Origin of the sequence: Caldithrix abyssi DSM 13497, from assembly GCF_001886815.1 — a bacterium.
Classification (GTDB): Bacteria; Calditrichota; Calditrichia; order Calditrichales; family Calditrichaceae; genus Caldithrix; species Caldithrix abyssi.
This window is the reverse complement of sequence record NZ_CP018099.1, coordinates 3951075-3968225: the sequence shown is the minus strand read 5'-3', so window position 1 is coordinate 3968225 and position 17151 is coordinate 3951075. Positions and strand designations below refer to the sequence as shown.

Here is a 17151-nt window from a genome sequence, read left to right as displayed (position 1 = left end):
AAGATGTCAGGGAGACTTTTGATATTCATCACCTTAGCGGTTTTAATCGGCAAGCCGGCGCTGGCCCAGCACGAGACGCTGGAGCTGCGCGATTTTTTGGTGGACGAAATTTCTTACGCCGGTTTTATTTTAAATGAGGAGCGCCCAATTCACATCGAGGCCGTTGGAGCCGGTGGCAAGAAAAAGATCACCAAAAACAAATCATTTCAGGTGGATCCCAACAACATGTTTGCCTATGCCTGGATATTAAACAGCGAAACCAGAGAAATGGTCTGGCGAATGACCATCGATAATACGCAAAAGATTCCAGGATCAAAATTTAATCGGAAGTTCGACGGCGACGTAACCCTGCCGGCTGGAACGTACGAGGTTTATTTTTCGGCATTTGTGCCTTCTTTTTTTAATATTGACGGCGGCTTTATCTCCTTAAAACTACTTTTAAAGGTCCTTTTTGAAGACCCAAAGGGCTGGGATAAAGATGCGGAAAAATGGATGGTGCGCATTACGGGTGTGAATGAAACGCTGGATAAATTTGATGTAAAAAAAATACAGGATTCCTGGATTGACCGCACTGTGGCGCACTTGATCAGGCAAAAGGACAACCGCCTTGAGCATACAGGCTTTTCTCTTAAGCAACCGGCAAAATTATTAATTTACGCGGTGGGCGAAGGCGCTTACGGAAAGATGTACGATTACGGCTGGATTATTAACGCCCGCACTCACGAACGCATCTGGATGATGGAAGAAAACGAAACCGAATACGCCGGCGGCGCCAACAAAAACAGATTTTTTAAAACCACGCTCAATTTTAAAGCGGGCGATTATCTGGTCTATTACAAAACCGACGATTCGCACTCTTACGAAAAATGGAATGCCAATCCGCCTTATGACCCCGTTTTCTGGGGGATTGTCGTCAAACCGGTTTCCAGAGACTTTGACTGGAAAAACGTCGAAAAATATGTGGATGAAAGTCAAAACGCCCTGATTTCTATCAATCGCGTGGGCGACTATGCCTACACAGAGGCGTTTATTAAAGTGCTAAAGCCCACGCCTATCCGCATCTTTGCCCTGGGCGAGGGAAGAAACGGCGATATGTACGATTACGGCTGGATCAGTCGCGTTTCCGATGGCAAGGTCGTCTGGAAAATGAACTACGACGAAACCAGACATGCCGGCGGTTCGTCAAAAAATCGACTGTTCGACGGCGTTATCACCTTGCAGCCGGGCGCCTACATCATCCATTACCAGACTGATGATTCCCACTCCTACGAAGAGTGGAACGCCCGCCCTCCGCAGCAGCCAGAAATGTGGGGCATCACCCTCTACAATCTTGGCGACAAAGAGGCCGTGCGCAAAATCGATCAACAGGAATTAAAACCCAAAAAAGTTCTGGCGCAGCTGGTGCAGGTGGGCGACGACGAGTATCTGCGCAAAGATTTTTATTTGAGCAAGACTTCATCCATACGCATTTACTGCCTGGGTGAAGGAGAATGGGATGAAATGTACGACTATGGCTGGATCAAAGACGTTTCCACCGGCCAGGTTGTATGGAAAATGCGTTTCAAAAACACCGTCCACGCTGGCGGCGCCAATAAAAACCGAATGGTCAACACCATTATTTCTCTGCCCGCCGGGCACTACCGCGTTTACTACCGCTCCGACGGCAGCCATTCGTACCGGCGGTGGAATGCCTCGCCGCCTTACGACGAACGTAACTGGGGCATTTCCGTTTATCTGGTTGAATAATAATCCGGGAGGAAAAGATGTTGCGTACACTATTAAGTATTTTGCTGCTGGTAAGTTGTTCACTGGCAGACAATTTTACCGAAACCGTGGAAAAACCTTTTGATGCGTCCAATCTGACCAAAATCATCATTTCTACCACCAACGGAGATATCTCCATAAAGCCAGGCGATTCTAATCTGATCCAGTTAAAAGCCGTCAAAAGAATTAAAGGCTCTAAAAACGAAAAAGACCGTCTGTTGAATTCGATTCAAATTGAGGCCATCCAGGAAAACGGTGTTCTAAAGATCAAAGTTAAACGTAAAAAAACAAGAGGCTTTTTCCTCAGCCGCTTTCTGGATTTTGGAAGCGGCGATTATTCCGTAAATATTCATCTAAAAATTCCGGCACACCTGCAGGTTAAGGCCCACTCGACCAATGGCGAAATTGAAGTGTTCAATATCAATGGCGCGCTGGAGCTGGCCACCACCAACGGAGATATCAAGGCGCTCGACGTCCAGCATATCCGGGAAATCCATTCGACCAACGGCAGGGTTAAAGTTGAGTTTGCCAAATTACCGGATACAGACGAAATTGAAATTAGCACCACCAACGGTGAGATAGATGTTCTTGTACCTGAACACGACACGTGCAATATTAAAGCCTTTACCAATAATGGCGAGATCGACTGCCGCCTTTCTACCGCCAACGCCGTTTCCAGAACCGACACGCACCTAAAAATCGAAAACGGCGCTCATTTGCCCACTCTTTTCCTGAAAACCACGAACGGCAATATTAACATTTACAGCAGATAGAACGCCATTTGACAGTTTTTAAAAAGCGGTTTGCAGGTGGACGAATTGGCAGGCCGCTTTTTTCTTTAGAATGCTTCCGGCGTAGGATTTTCACGTCCTGGCGGGATTTGAAAATTTTTGTGCCGCTGGGTTGGTTGAATAGTTGAATAGTTGATTAGTTGAATGGTTGAATGGCAACTGTCCACTTTCAGCGTTCCCTTCTCCCAGACTTTTATTCTTGGAAAAGGAGATCAAGAGGATGAGGGCAATTGAAACTATTTTTATTTAAAATAGTTTTTGCGCCTTTGTGACTTCTCTGAGCTCTCTGTGGTCGCTTAAAATAATTTGTTTAATCATTTTCTGCGATGATTGACGTAATCTTCGAGAGAATTACTTTGCGCGCGTTGCGGTTGTTTTTGGTTGCGGCGGCGCGGCCTTGGAGTCTTTTCCGGTTAAAAAAACAACATGGTTGGCACCACTAACCTATTTTAAATTTTATCCTGTCTTTTATGATGATTATTGCTTGCAGATTGAATTTTTATGCCATTCGCTTTAAGTTTATTCAACATTAAAAAAAATAATAACTTAAAAGTAATTTTCTATTGCCTTTCATTTTTAAATTCGTAAATTTGATCCTGCTGCCATTGCGCAGAAAAAATGTTTTTTGAAAAATGGGGCGTAATTTTTTAAGTTAATTTCTGGTAAAACATATAAGCGAGCATGGAATGGAACTCAAAGACAAGGTAGCCATCGTTACCGGCGGTCATAAAGGCATTGGCAAAGCGCTGAGCGTTAAGCTGGCGCAGCACGGCGTGCATGTTGCTATGGTCGGAAGAGACGTTGCGGCGCTGGATGCCGCAGCCTCCGAAATAAAAAAGCTTGGGGTCCAGGCGCTGGCCGTTCAGGGAGATCTGCGTGAAAAAGACGTCATCGACCGTTTTGTCCAGCAGGTCATCGAAAAATTTGGCCGTCTCGATATTCTGATAAACAATGCGGGCGTGGGATATTTTGCGCCCCTGAGCGAACTATCCATTGCCCACTGGGACGCCATGTTTAACCTGAATATCCGGGCCGTTTTTTTAATCACGCAAAAGGCGTTGCCCTATTTGCGTCAGGTTGGCGAGGCCTTTGTGGTTAATATCGCTTCGCTGGCGGGAAAAAACGCGTTTGTGGGTGGGAGCGGATACGCGGCCACCAAGCATGCATTAATCGGATTCAGCCGTTGTTTAATGCTCGAAGAGCGCAAAAACGGTATTAATGTATTAACCGTGTGTCCCGGATCGGTGCGGACCGATTTTTTTCAACACCACCAGTCTGCCAAAACGGTTCTGGCAAAAGAGATTCTTGAGCCGCAAGATGTGGCACAGGCGGTTGTAGAATCTCTTAAATTACCGGCGCGAGCCATGGTTAGCGAGCTGGATATCCGTCCCGCAAATCCTTAAATCGAAAAAGGAAATTAGAAAGGAGAGTAAATGAAGTCGAAAACATTTATCGAAATGGAAGAAACATACGGCGCGCACAATTATCATCCGCTGGATGTAGTTATAGAACGAGCGGAACGCGTTTATGTTTACGACGTGGAAGGCAAAAAATACATGGACTTTTTAAGCGCCTACTCGGCGGTCAATCAGGGGCACTGCCATCCCCGTATTTACAAGGCACTGGTCGAACAGGCGAAAAAAGTTACGTTAACCTCGCGCGCTTTTCGCAACGACAAACTGGGGATTTTCTGCAAAAAAGTGGCCGAGCTGAGCGAAATGGAGATGGTGTTACCCATGAATTCCGGCGCCGAAGCGGTGGAAACAGCTATTAAGGCGGCGCGCAAATGGGGTTACACCAAAAAAGGAATTCCGGAAAATAAGGCGGAAATTGTTGTTTGTAATAACAACTTTCACGGGCGTACCACTACCATTATCAGTTTTTCTTCGGAAAAGCAGTACAAAGAGCATTTTGGACCGTTCACCCCTGGCTTTAACCTGGTGCCTTACGGCGACAGCCAGGCCATTGCGCAGGCCATAACGCCCAACACGGCAGCAGTGCTCATCGAGCCCATTCAGGGAGAAGGGGGCATCATCATTCCTCCCGAAGGCTATTTGAAAGAAGTGCAGCAGCTCTGCCGGCAAAACAATGTGCTGTTCATCTTAGACGAAATTCAAACCGGTCTGGGACGCACTGGTAAATTGTTTGCTTACCAGCACGAAGCGGGCGTAAAACCGGACATGATCATCATGGGTAAGGCGCTTTCCGGCGGATTTTATCCGGTGTCGGCCGTGGCCAGTTCCAGAGAAATTTTGAGCGTTTTTAAGCCGGGCGATCACGGCAGCACCTTTGGGGGTAATCCGCTGGCCGCTGCCATTGGCATTGAGGCTCTGGACGTGCTGATCGATGAGAAATTGGCCGAACGTTCCGCAGAGTTGGGCGACTATTTGCTGGGGCGGTTAAAAACCATTGACAGCAAGCATATTAAAGAGATCCGTGGAAAAGGTCTTTTTATCGGGATTGAATTGAAGCCGGAAGCGGGCGGCGCGAGACGTTTTTGTGAATTTTTACAAGAAGAGGGCCTGTTGGCCAAAGAAACGCACGAGCATGTCATTCGCCTTGCTCCTCCGCTGGTTATCACAAAGGAAGAGATTGACTGGGCATTTGATCGACTGAAAAAAGCTCTGGAAACTCTGTAAGCTTACGGGGCTGTCACAAAATGTTGGAGTAGATGAATATTTGAGTTCGCTCTAAAAAGCGTAATTTGTCATTTCGAACGAAGAGAGAAATCTTATAACTGAAATTAAAATAATCTATCTCTTTAAGGATTCTCTTACTGGAATAGTAAAAAAATACCTTTTTAGAGTGAACTCATATTTAGAGATTAAATTTTACAAAGCAAAGATTAAAACGCCCTTTACTTTTTTTAAACGGGAAGGACGCTGAATAGGGAGTCGACAAAATTAAACAATAATGAAATAAAGTTGCATAAATCTCAAATTTTGGAACAGATCAGAATCCCCCAGAAACAACAAAGGGAGTCTTTACTCCGCTGTCGCTCTGTTCAGAATGAAAGGACGATGACCATTCATCTAACTCTTACACTTTTTTCTTTCAACGGTATCAGGCATTTTTAGAAGTAGCCCTCATTCTCCGCTCTCAGAATAAAGTCTGCGAGAGAGAAAGTTTGCCGGTGGCAATTTTTTGCCAGCTGTGTTCAGGGTTTTTGGCACGGGGATAGTCGTTCCGAGTGGAAGGAAAGAGCCAAACTAAAAAGAATGTTATCCCGTTGTTCATTGGCGTAAACCGTTGAAACGGTTTCCCCTGCAAACCTGCCCGAACGGTTAACCCGCCGTTGAAACGGCGGGCTATAATCATTTCATCCCTTCGGGATTTTTAAAATAAGCAATTAGTCAATCAAATACGGCGTTCTTTTCCCGACATCAAAAGCTAAAGATTCCTCATCCGATAAATCGGGATTCGGAATGGCAGGCAGTGAGCGGCCAACTGTTTAACTCTTACACTCTTATACTCTTAACCTTTTTCCGCTGACGATGGCAGGCATTTGATGTATTAGCCCTCACCCCCCTCATTCTCCCTCTCCCACAATAAGGTCTGGGAGAGGGGGACGTTACCGCTGGGCAATTTTTCCCATTAGTGTTCAGGATTTTTGGCACGGGGATAGGCATTCCGAATGAAAGGAAAGAGCCAAATTAAGAAGGATGTTATCCCGTTGTTCATTGGCGTAAACCGTTGAAACGGTTTCCATGCAAACCTGCCCGAACGGTAAACCTGCCGTTGAAACGGCGGGCTATAATCATTTCATCCCTTCGGGATTTTTAAATTAAGCAATTAGTCAATCAAATACGGCGTTCTTTTTCCGACACCAAAAGCTAAAGATTCCTCAGCCAGCCCTGACGGCACTCCATTCCGAATGACAGGTCGAGACAGAAGAGGTTAAAATAAAAACCCACCTTCGCCCATCTTATTTTTGTCCTGTTAAGGCCTGAACTTTTGCCACTAATTCATCCACCTTGTAAGGCTTAAAAATGATACTGACGGCAGGATCTTTTTTTAACTGCTCCAATTTTCCTGAATCGCTATATCCGCTGGAAATCAGGATTTTAATTTCCTTATTAATTTCGCGAATCTTTTGATAGGTTTTCATGCCATCCATTACCGGCATAATCATGTCTAAAATAATCAAATCGAAGTTGTTCTGATTTTTAGTGAAGCAGTCAAGGGCTTCCTGACCGTTTGAGGCCGTTTCTGCTGTGTAACCGTATCTTTCCAGCGCCATTTTACAAAAGTTGCGCACCATTTCTTCATCATCCACTACCAGAATGTGGCCATGCCCCGTTTTTAATTCGGATTTATGCGAAAGATGTTTTTCTTCAAGATGAATGGGTTTAACCGGAAAATGGATTTGAAAGGTTGTGCCCTCGTTCAGTTTGGAATGAAACTGAATAAAACCGCCCAGATTTCGGACAAAGCCGTAAACCATGGCCAGCCCCATGCCCGTGCCTTTGCCGCGCGGTTTGGTGGTAAAAAAGGGCTCAAAAATTTTATTTTTGATTTCATCGGGGATGCCGCTTCCGGTGTCGGCAATGGTTAATTGAACAAAGTGGCCTTCCCGGGCATCGGGATTTTTGTACGCTTCCGCATGTTCAACAATCACTTCTCTGGTGCGGAACGAAATTTTCCCCTCGCCGTCGGGCATGGCGTCGCGGGCGTTGACGCATAAATTGAGAATCATCTGGCTGAGCTGTGTGGGATCGGCCATGATCTCAGGAAGCTTTTCATCCAGCTCCGTTTCAATCTCTATGGTTTTTGGAAAGGTCGATCTGATCAATTTAATGGTTTCGTTGACGCATTCGTTTACCTGTACCGGCTGCAATTTAGGCTGGCCCTTTCTGGAAAAGATCAAAAGCTGCTGTGTCAGATCTGCAGCGCGCTGCGCGCTTTTTTCAATAATATCGATATAACGGAACATTTTGTCGTCCGGATCCATTTTCATTTTCATCAAAGAGGCATAGCCCAGAATGCCGGCCAAAATATTGTTAAAATCGTGCGCCACGCCTCCGGCCAGCATGCCCAGAGATTCCATGCGTTGAGAATGGGCCAGTTGTTCCTTCATGGCGTTCCACTCGGTCATGTCGCGAAAATATCCACTAAGGCCCACAACATTCCCCTGTTCATCCAATATGGGCGTGGCGGAAATGGCCACATCGATAATTTTTCCGTCTTTGCGTTTTGCTTTTAACGGATAATTTTTTACGCCTCCCTGAGTTTTTATTAATGTTAAAATCTTTTCCCGGTCTTCCGGATTGGCATATAAATCCTTTTTTACATTCAATTTTAAAAGCTCATCTTTAGAATCATAGCCTAATATTTCAATTCCGGCTTCGTTAATATCCAGGATTTTCCCTTCAATAGAGGTAATAAAAATTCCATCCAGAGAATCTGTAAACAATCGGCGGAATTTTTCTTCAGATTCTTTTAACGCTTTTGTTCTCGCGTTTACTTCAGCTTCTAATTGTTGAGCCAGGCGTTCCTTAATGCGGGCAAATACGAGTAAATAGGTGATTATGGAAATCAAAAAAAGCACCAGAGCAATAAAATACCAGCTGCGGTAGAATGGCGCCGGAATATGAAACGTTGAGCTTTGAACCACAGCAGACCAGGCGCCCTCTACATTCCGCGCCTGAACTTCCAGTTGATAATCTCCCGGAGGCACATCTAAGAAGGATAAAATAGGAGTGAATAATCTCGGGATATACTGCCATTCATGGTATCCTTTTAGTCTGTAGCGCAGGGCGATCTGCCGTTCATCCTTAAAGGAGATACAGAGAAATTTAATGATCAAATCGCCTTTTTTCTCCGGTTGCAGATCAAAGTCAATATCGGAGATGAAATCTAAAAAGTTAATGAGCGGAGGCCTGACTTTAAAATCGTACAGGGGTTGGTATAGCGAAAGACCGCCAATCGTACCAATCCAGATTCGTCCGCTGGAATCCTGAAAAAGGGCGTCGCGATTGCATTCCTGGCCGGCCAACCCGTTGAAATAGTCGTAATGGGTAATGTTCCCGATTGAATCAATAATTTGAACGCCACGTCCGGTACCAATCCATATTTTGTTTTCATTATCCACTAAAATGGCATAGGCTTCCTCATTGATCAGTTCTTTATCAATCGGTATCAGACTATCCTGGCTAAATTCGAACAGGCCGGCTCCCGTAGCGACTAAAATTTTACCCTGCGGCGAATACTTTATGTCATAAACGCTTTTCGATTTTAAATGACGATGGTTCCACACTTCAGAAATTTTTTGATCCCCTCGAATCACCACCACGCCCCGATTTAATGTGGCTAAAAGTAGGGTGTGATCGGCAAGAAGCAACATACGCCGAATAATTAAATGTTTTGTCAGCTCGTGCAAGTACGGATAGAAGGCATTGTTCGAAAACTTGAATAGACCATGATACGTGCCGACTAATAGTTCTTTTTTATTCAGTTTTGCAACGGTATTTATCCTCTCTCCGGGAGGCGGTGGGATGATTTCATATCTGCCGGATTGATGAATCTTAACCAATCCCATCTGCTGCGCCGCGGCAATGATGGTATCGTCGGTTAGCTTCAAAAACCCCATAAATCTTTTACGTGATCTATCCGACGGCGCCTGCACATCTCCTATCGCAAATTTTTTAAATTGTTTGCCATCATACAGAGTAAAGCCATTGTCGTGACCAAAAATCATTGTGCCCCGGCCAAATTGATTGATCGAGGTAACTTCGGTTTCCAGTAAGCCGGAGTATTCATTAAAATTCAAAAAACGCAAGGTGGGTATTTTAAAAAGCCCCATATAAGATGCGATCCACAGATTTTTTTCCTGATCCAGATAGATATCTATGGCATCAAGGGGCTCTGGAATACGATGATGTTTGATTAACACCCATTTGTTTAAATAATTGTTAAAATGAAACAGGCGAAACTTGTTCCCTAAAAAGACGCCGCCAAAACCGTCTTCAATCAATTGAAAGGGCGGATCGGCTAAAAGGCGTTTTACCTGTTTATTAAGCGGAATTTTTTTAATAATTTCCGGTGCTTGATATTCATAGATGTAGTTTGGCGTTAACAACAATAATCTTCCCATTTTCGCCGGGCTATGGGGCGTCTCTAAAACCTGCAATGAAATGATCTTTTCCTTTTCAAAGAGCGGGGGGAAATCATACTCTTTAAAATCCGTTCCATTAAAGGTTAAAAGTCTCCGATCGGTAAGAATTAGAAATTGATTGTTATTTTTACTTACCGTAAGAATTTTAGAACTTTCAGGATCGATTCTGGAAAGATCGATTACCTTCCATTGATTTTGGAAAAAATAGGCGATCTGGTCTTTGTGCGTTACTGCCAGAATAAAAATATGCCCATCAGACGAGCCAATTACTTTAAAAGTTTTCAAGGGCGAAAACAATGCAAGTGAATCGGGGAGGGAGATAGTATGCCAGGTCTTGTTATTTAAATAGCAAAAGCCCTGCCCGATGTGGACTCCTCCGACCCAAACTCTGCCGGCGTCGTCTAACTCCAGGAAATGGGGCAGGTACATCCCCATCTTGCTAATGGTTGTATCGAGTTGCCAGTGAAAGCCGTCATATTTACACAAGCCTCGTCTGGTGGCAATCCACATTTCTCCGATCGAGTCTTGAACAATGGAATAAATTTCATTGGATGGCAAACCTTCTTCAATGGTGTAAAAATGAACGGGATACTCCTGCGCCCATAAGGTTGCGCCTAACATCAGCAATAAAAATAGTTTTTTAATCATAGTTCTATGCTGCCTTAGTGAATTTACTCATTAATTCGTCCATTATTTAAAAAAGTTAATATATTTTTGGTTGGTTATTTTGCCCTTAAGCGTCTGTTATGCTGCGCGCGGCAGGCGGTGATTGCAGCCAGAAAATAATTTTGAAACTTTTGAGTAAACTCTACGTCTAACTTTTTTACTTTCAGTTTAGTTCGTTTAATCAGGAGTTTAAAAATGGGGATTGCGGAGCGTAAAGAGAGGGAAAAAGAACAGCGTCGTCAGCAAATTATTGACGCTGCCGAGATCGTTTTTTTTAAACATGGTTTCGAGACGGCTTCCATGGATATGGTTGCGGAGCAGGCCGAGCTGAGTAAGGCCACGCTTTACATGTATTTTAAAAGCAAAGAAGAACTGTACTTCCACATTTTTAAGCGCGGCGAGGGTCTTTTGATGCAAATGATCGAGCGGGAGGTGCAAAAATCGCATACCTTTCAGGAAAAATTGCTCGGTTCTTTGAAGGCGCTGGTACGCTTTCAAAAAAAACATAAGCACTATTTTGATGTTATTGAATTTTTCCATTCCATGCATCGACAAAAAACGTCAGTCAAAAAGCTGATGGACAGCCACTTAAAAGAAGAGCAGGAACGCATTAAACTATGGAGCGATCTTTTTGAAAAGGGTAAAGCGGACGGCGTGGTTCGTCCCGATCTAAATCCGTTACGCGCCATGGTTGTGATCTGGCTTCAATTTACCGGATTTCTCCAGCGTTATCAGCTGCTGGCTGACAGTCTAAAGCAGGATTTCGGTTTAAGTCAGGAAGAATTGCTGGAAGAAGCGTACGATCTTATTCTTAATGGAATATTAAAAAAATAAAACTAAAGACAGAAAGGACGTCTTATGCGTATTACAGGTATTTTGCTGTTATTATTTAGTTTTGCACTTGTTATAAATGGGTGTTCAAAAGAAAAAGATGAGGCAAAAAATCTTGAACAGATTTATGCAGAGAAGGGCATCCCCGTTAAAGTTCAAACGGTACAACCGGCGCCTTTTCAAAAGGCTTCTTATTATAACGCCATTTTGCGCGGCTTTAGAGAGTCTTCCGTTTTTGCGGCGCTGGGCGATCGTATTGATAAAATTTATGTGAAGGTTGGCGATTATGTACAAAAAGACCAGGTGTTGCTTAGCTTTCCTACCGATAATCCCGCCGCTCAATACTACCAGGCAAAGGTGGCATTCGAAAACGCCCGGCGCACCATCGAACGGATGAAAAAGCTTTTGAAAAGCGGCGGTATTTCACAACAGGATTTTGATAACGCTCAAACGCAGTTTGAAGTTGCCCGGGCCAACTGGGACGCCGTGAAGCAGGCGGTAAAGGTGAAGGCGCCCATCAGCGGATACGTAACCAAAATCAATGTGCGTGAAACAGACAATGTGGACGTGAAGGCCGAATTGGCTACCATTACGCAAACCGATCGCATGAAGGCGGAAATCTGGATTGCGGAGAGTGAGATCAACGAAATTCACGACGGTCTGCCCGCCCTTGCCCGCTGGAACGGTTTTGAAATTAAAGGCAAAGTGATTCAGGTTAACATGGCTATGGATTTAAAACAGCGAGCCTTTAAAGCCATTCTGCAATTCGATAATCCGGACAATACGATTAAATCAGGCGTTACCGCAGAAATAGAGATCGTAACGTTCGACAGAGAAAAAGCCATTGTCGTTGATCAAACAAGCCTGCTTAAAGAAGGCGGCCAGCACTATGTTTTTGTGAATAACAACGGAAAGGCCGAAAAGCGGCCGGTTAAAATTGGGCCCCAGAGCGGCGCAAAAGTTTTGCTTTTAGAGGGCTTAAAACCGGGCGATCAGCTCATTGTTGAAGGTCAATTTTTGCTTAAAGACGGCAGTAAAATTAACATCATCGGTTAAGGAGTTCCATTATGTTTCTGGCTGATATTTCAATCAAACGGCCTGTTATGGTCACCATGGGCTTACTGGTTTTTATTTTGTTTGGCGCGCTGGCTTATTTTGGCCTTACTCTGGATTTAATGCCGCAGGTGGATATTCCGGTTATCACCGTTCAAACCGTTTATCCTGGGGCGGGGCCAAAAGAAATTGAGAATCAGGTCTCTAAAAAAATAGAAGATGCGGTAGGCACCATCAGTAAGTTAGACTTCATGCAATCGTATTCTATGGAAGGGGTGTCATTTGTTATCATCCAGTTTAAATTAGGTAAAGATATTGACATTGCCAATCAGGAAATTAAAGACAGGATCAACAGCATTCTCAACCAGCTTCCCCGGGATATTCAGTTGCCGGTGGTGGAAAAGTTTGACGTGAGCGCTTTTCCGATTATGGATGTTTTACTTACCGGAAACATGCCGTTAACCGAGTTGTATGAGCTGGCTGATAAAAAAGTGAAAGATCGGCTGGCGCAAATTGAAGGCGTGGGAAAGGTGAATGTTATTGGTGGTCAGAAAAGGGAAATCCGCATTGCTCTGGATAATCGCGTGGTATTTGAAAACGCCATTTCTTTGCCGCAGTTAAGTCAAATACTGGCGGCGCAAAATCTGAATTTACCCGGAGGGCATTTTATTCAGGGCAGTCAGGAATTAAGCGTGCGCGTTGACGGTGAGTTTGACCGGGTGGAGGCTCTAAAAAAGCTGGAGATACCCACCGCTTTTGGCATGCAGCAATTAGGCAAGCTGGCAACCGTAAGCGATGCCGGCGCCGAAATTCGCCAGCGAAGCATCTTTTTTGATAACAAAAATAAAATACGACAGGACAATGTGGTTCTGCTGAGCATCATCAAAAGCGCCGACGGCAATACGGTGAAAATGGCAGAGGAAATTCGCAAAGAGCTGCCCAATATCAAAGCGGAGCTGCCTCCTGCTGCCAGCATCTCTATTATTCACGACCGTTCCAACTTTATTAAAAGCTCTGTTGAAGATACGTTAAACAACATCATTCTCGGCGTTTTATTTACCGGCCTGGTGCTGCTCTTCTTTTTGCACGATTTGCGTTCAACGATTATTGTAGCGCTGGCCATGCCCACCTCCATACTTTCCACGCTTTTGCTCATTAAACTTTCGGACTTCAGTTTAAATGTAATGACATTAATGGGGCTTTCCACGGCGGTTGGAATTCTGGTCACCAACTCGGTTGTGGTGCTGGAAAATATTTTCAGACATAAAGAGATGGGGCACCGCCGACGCGATGCGGCTGGCAAGGGCACCGCAGAAATTGCCGTTGCTGTGATCGCCTCTACGCTGACCAATATTGTGGTATTTTTGCCCATTGCCAGCATGACCAGCATTGTAGGACAGTTTTTTAAGGAATTCGCCTTAACAGTTACCTATGCCACCATATTTTCTTTGATTGTTTCTTTTACCATCACGCCTATGCTGGCTTCGCTGCTTTTGCCGGAAGTCGAGACAAAAAAGCATCGGCTCGGTCAGCGGCTTGAGGCCATGTTTCATCGCTGGGAGCAGTGGTATCAGTCGATTTTGGTGTGGATGGTCAAAAGCAAAAAGAGCGCATTCAGCGTGGTTGCGTTTACGGTTTTGCTTTTTGTGGTTAGTTTGTTTGTGGCCGCGCGGGTCGGTTTTGAATTTTTCCCGCTGACCGACGAAGGCGATATTTTAATCGAACTTGAATTGCCCCAGGGTTACCAGCTTGAAGAATCCGCCAGATTGGTAAATACCGTGGAAGAGCGTTTACGTAAACACAATGAGGTCAAGCATATTTTAACGACCATTGGCATGTTAAGCGATCTGGATGTGGGCGTCAATCTGGCCAAAATGCAGGTAAAACTGGTTGATGTAAGCATGCGAGAATTACGCAGCGATCAAATTGCCAATCAATTTATTCAGGAACTGGCGGATATTCCTAACGCCAAAATTCGCGTGGCTGCCATTTCGTCGATGGGCGGCGATCAGGCGCCCATTACCTTTTATCTGATGGGGCAGGACAATGATCGGCTCGAAGTGTACAAACGACAAATCATGGAAAAGATTCGCAAAATTCCCGGCTTAATAAACCTCAATACCAGCTCACGATCGGGCAAACCGGAGATCACCATCAAACCCTATCGCCAGCGTCTGGCCGAAACAGGTTTAACGGTTACCGATCTGGCGTTTACCATCCGCGCTGCAATGGAAGGGCTGGTAACCACGCGCTACCGTGAAGCGGGCAATGAGTACGACATTCGCGTTACGCTGGATGATCGGGCGGTCGATTCTCCGGAAGAGATTAAAAATTTAACGGTCGTTTCGCCGCGGGGCATTTACCGTCTGGCGCAACTTGCCACATTTGAGGTCAGTCAGGGCTACAGCAAAATCATGCATAAAGATAAATACAAAGCCATCGAATTTACGGCTTACAATGCCCCGGGCGTGCCGTTGGGTGAAGTGGTTGCGCAAATTAATCAAAAGATGGCGGAAATTGATTTTAAACCCGGTTACAAATATGACTGGGGCGGCGACGCGCAAATGATGGCCGAAACGACGACGGACATGTTGCGCACCTTTTTGATCGCCATTGCCTTAACCTATATGCTACTGGCGGCGATTATGGAAAGTTTTACGCAGCCGCTGATTATTCTGGGCACCATTCCGCTCGGGCTGATCGGCGTTTTCTGGGCTTTGTTTATTACCGGCAAAACCATGAACACCATTTCCATGATGGCCATTGTGATGTTAGTGGGCATTGTGGTCAATAATGCCATTCTTTTGCTCGATTACACCAATATTTTGCGCAGACAGGGTAAAAAGGTCAAAGAAGCGTTGGTAGAAGCCTGTCCCACTAAATTAAAACCGATTATCATGTCCACGGTTGCCATCATGTTGGGAATGGCGCCGCTTGCCCTGGGAATTGGTTCCTCAGGCGTGGAAATCAGGCAGCCCATGGGTATTGTCAGCATTGGCGGCTTGCTTGTTTCGGCGGGTTTAACTTTGCTGGTAATACCGGCGCTGTACTTTTTAACGACGCAAAGCGATAAAGACGCTAAGAGTGAATCTTTAAAGACGGAGACAGAAAAATGAAGCCAATAAAATGGACTCTTTTATTAACCTTTCTTCTTCTGGCCGGTTCGGTTCAGGCTGAAAACTACGACCTGGCGGCTTTTATTGAATTGGTTAAAAAAAACAGCGATGATTTAAAATTAGCCGCTAAAGAGCTTGAAATGGCCGCCGCTCAAAAACGGGAAGCCTGGGCCACAGCCCTGCCTAAAATTTCCGCAGAAGGAAATTACAGGCGTAATCTGCTGGAAACCTATCTCTATGTCGATTTTCCCACTGCCGATGGCAGCCTGGTCAGACAAAAATTTAAAATCACCAAAAACAATGAATACACTTTTACCGCCGCTCTTCTGCAGCCCATTTTCAGCTTTAAAGTGGGCACCGCTCTGAGGGCGGCAAAACAATACGAACGCATGTCGCAGTTTATTTTTCAGGCCAGCGACCAGGAAATTTTGACGTTTGCTAAAAAAGGTTTTTACCAGGCCCTGCTCTTAAAACGCGTTTGGCAGTTAAAAGAAGAAACCGTAAAAAATGCCAGAGAAAATTACAACATGGTAAAAAAGCAGTACCAGGCTGGCCTGGCCTCTGAATTTCAATTGTACCAGGCCGAAGTACGCTGGAAAAACAGCATTCCAGAAGCGCAACAGGCGCGTAAAAATTATGAACTGCTACTTTACAATTTAAAAACCCTGGCCGGCTTGGCTCTGGAAGCGCAGGTGGACTTTGTAGGTAATCTGGAAAAAGTACCGCCCATGCCCGAGCCTCTTTCATTCGACAGAATCATTGAAAACAGACCGGACTATAAAGCGCAGCTCTGGGAACAAAAATTACGACGCACGGCCGTTGCCGCGGCCAAAGGAGAATTTTTGCCGACCGTTGACGGAACTTTTGCTTACGCTTTTTCCGCGCAGTCGGATCTGTGGAAATTAGAAAATAAAAACAACAATTTTATTCTCGGGCTCAAATTATCCATCCCCATTTTTCTGGGCGGTTATAATATCGCTCAGGTGCAAAAAGCAAAAATAGAGCTGGACAAAAGCCGTCTGCGTTTGCAAAAAGCGCGCAAACAAATCGCCACCGAATTAAAAAGCATTTACTTACGACTGGATGAGGCGCAGAAAAGTATTAAGGCGGCTGAATCTGCCTTGCAAACCGCAGAAAAAGGCTTTCAAATTGCTCAGACCAGCGCCCAAAACGGCCTGATTACACAGCTGGAGCTTAAAGACGCCCGCTTACAATACGACGGGGCCAGGCTGAACTGGTACCTGGCTGTTTACAACTATCTGGACGCCTATTTCGACTGGCAGAAGGCGGTTGGCAAAGTAGATGAATTAGTGGAGTAAACTCTTAAGATATTTTTGATGATTGTATGGCGAAGTGGCTTTCGCCATACAATCTATCAACCATTTTATGTTTTTAGGATACTTCCTCTGGAAGATCTAGTCTCGCCCTGGCGGGATTTGAAAATGTTTGTGCTGCTGGATTGGTTGAATAGTTAATTAGTTGAATAGTTAATTAGTTGAATGGTTAATTAGTTGAATGGTTGAATGGCAACTGTACACGTTCAGCGTTCCCCTCATCCGGGCTTTTATTGCGGGTGAGGGGAATTGAAACTATTTTTAATTTGAAACATTCTTTGCGCTCGTTGTGACTTCACTATGCTCTCAGTGGTTGCTTAAATCCCTGCAAAAATGTTTTTGGTTGCGATTTTGCTGCCTTGGCGGAATCCATGCCTAAAAACTTTGGTCGAGCAGGAATAATCCGGAACCAAATTGCATTTTTTTTGGTGAAATATGCCAGAACGATTAAATTCAATTAAGGACAATTTAAACAGGAGACG

At 44.8% G+C, this 17151-nt stretch carries 10 protein-coding genes; 8 read left to right on the top strand and 2 right to left on the bottom strand.

Annotation, left to right across the window (positions count from 1 at the left end):
* Nucleotides 1-3 precede the first annotated feature (3 nt).
* The 4 genes from Cabys_RS15545 to rocD all read left to right on the top strand — a co-directional run bounded on the left by Cabys_RS15545 (nt 4) and on the right by rocD (nt 5194).
* On the top strand, nt 4-1746 hold the full coding sequence (locus Cabys_RS15545; protein ID WP_006927085.1) for a hypothetical protein: 1743 nt from the start codon (nt 4-6) through the stop codon (nt 1744-1746).
* A gap of 17 nt (nt 1747-1763) precedes the next feature.
* A complete protein-coding gene (locus Cabys_RS15540) occupies nt 1764-2537 on the top strand; it encodes a DUF4097 family beta strand repeat-containing protein (protein WP_006927084.1) in 774 nt (257 codons plus the stop codon).
* A 704-nt stretch (nt 2538-3241) separates the two neighbouring features.
* Complete coding sequence (locus Cabys_RS15535; RefSeq protein ID WP_006927083.1) at nt 3242-3958, top strand: SDR family oxidoreductase; 717 nt, start codon at nt 3242-3244, stop codon at nt 3956-3958.
* 30 nt (nt 3959-3988) lie between these two features.
* Nucleotides 3989-5194, top strand: a complete 1206-nt coding sequence (gene rocD / locus Cabys_RS15530; protein ID WP_006927082.1) for an ornithine--oxo-acid transaminase — start codon at nt 3989-3991, stop codon at nt 5192-5194.
* A 460-nt stretch (nt 5195-5654) separates the two neighbouring features.
* Here the strand turns inward: rocD and Cabys_RS15525 are convergent, their stop codons facing one another.
* Both Cabys_RS15525 and Cabys_RS15520 read right to left on the bottom strand, forming a co-directional pair.
* On the bottom strand, nt 5655-5873 hold the full coding sequence (locus tag Cabys_RS15525; protein WP_006927081.1) for a hypothetical protein: 219 nt from the start codon (nt 5871-5873) through the stop codon (nt 5655-5657).
* Between the two features lie 607 nt (nt 5874-6480).
* Complete coding sequence (locus Cabys_RS15520; RefSeq protein ID WP_006927080.1) at nt 6481-10317, bottom strand: hybrid sensor histidine kinase/response regulator; 3837 nt, start codon at nt 10315-10317, stop codon at nt 6481-6483.
* 213 nt (nt 10318-10530) lie between these two features.
* Between Cabys_RS15520 and Cabys_RS15515 the strand changes: the two genes are divergently transcribed.
* From Cabys_RS15515 to Cabys_RS15500, 4 genes are read left to right on the top strand one after another with little or no spacing between them, the layout of a single operon-like run.
* The gene (locus Cabys_RS15515) at nt 10531-11169 is read left to right on the top strand and encodes a TetR/AcrR family transcriptional regulator (RefSeq protein ID WP_006927079.1); all 639 of its coding nucleotides are present in this window, start codon (nt 10531-10533) and stop codon (nt 11167-11169) included.
* Nucleotides 11170-11193: 24 nt separating this feature from the next.
* Nucleotides 11194-12222 carry an efflux RND transporter periplasmic adaptor subunit gene (locus Cabys_RS15510; protein ID WP_006927078.1) on the top strand — a complete coding sequence of 343 codons (1029 nt, stop codon included), beginning with the start codon at nt 11194-11196 and terminating at the stop codon, nt 12220-12222.
* An 11-nt stretch (nt 12223-12233) separates the two neighbouring features.
* The gene (locus Cabys_RS15505) at nt 12234-15335 is read left to right on the top strand and encodes an efflux RND transporter permease subunit (protein ID WP_006927077.1); all 3102 of its coding nucleotides are present in this window, start codon (nt 12234-12236) and stop codon (nt 15333-15335) included.
* Nucleotides 15332-16654: a TolC family protein gene (locus Cabys_RS15500; protein WP_006927076.1), complete on the top strand. Its 1323-nt coding sequence runs from the start codon at nt 15332-15334 to the stop codon at nt 16652-16654. The genes Cabys_RS15505 and Cabys_RS15500 overlap by 4 nt, the downstream gene beginning before the upstream one ends.
* Nucleotides 16655-17151 lie beyond the last annotated feature (497 nt).

Coding starts and splice junctions, on each gene's coding strand:
- Cabys_RS15535 (WP_006927083.1), top strand. CDS start 3,242: ATGGAACTCAAAGACAAGGTAGCCATCGTTACCGGCGGTCATAAAGGC.
- Cabys_RS15545 (WP_006927085.1), top strand. CDS start 4: ATGTCAGGGAGACTTTTGATATTCATCACCTTAGCGGTTTTAATCGGC.
- Cabys_RS15525 (WP_006927081.1), bottom strand. CDS start 5,873: ATGATTATAGCCCGCCGTTTCAACGGCGGGTTAACCGTTCGGGCAGGT.
- Cabys_RS15510 (WP_006927078.1), top strand. CDS start 11,194: ATGCGTATTACAGGTATTTTGCTGTTATTATTTAGTTTTGCACTTGTT.
- Cabys_RS15515 (WP_006927079.1), top strand. CDS start 10,531: ATGGGGATTGCGGAGCGTAAAGAGAGGGAAAAAGAACAGCGTCGTCAG.
- Cabys_RS15505 (WP_006927077.1), top strand. CDS start 12,234: ATGTTTCTGGCTGATATTTCAATCAAACGGCCTGTTATGGTCACCATG.
- Cabys_RS15520 (WP_006927080.1), bottom strand. CDS start 10,317: ATGATTAAAAAACTATTTTTATTGCTGATGTTAGGCGCAACCTTATGG.
- rocD (WP_006927082.1), top strand. CDS start 3,989: ATGAAGTCGAAAACATTTATCGAAATGGAAGAAACATACGGCGCGCAC.
- Cabys_RS15500 (WP_006927076.1), top strand. CDS start 15,332: ATGAAGCCAATAAAATGGACTCTTTTATTAACCTTTCTTCTTCTGGCC.
- Cabys_RS15540 (WP_006927084.1), top strand. CDS start 1,764: ATGTTGCGTACACTATTAAGTATTTTGCTGCTGGTAAGTTGTTCACTG.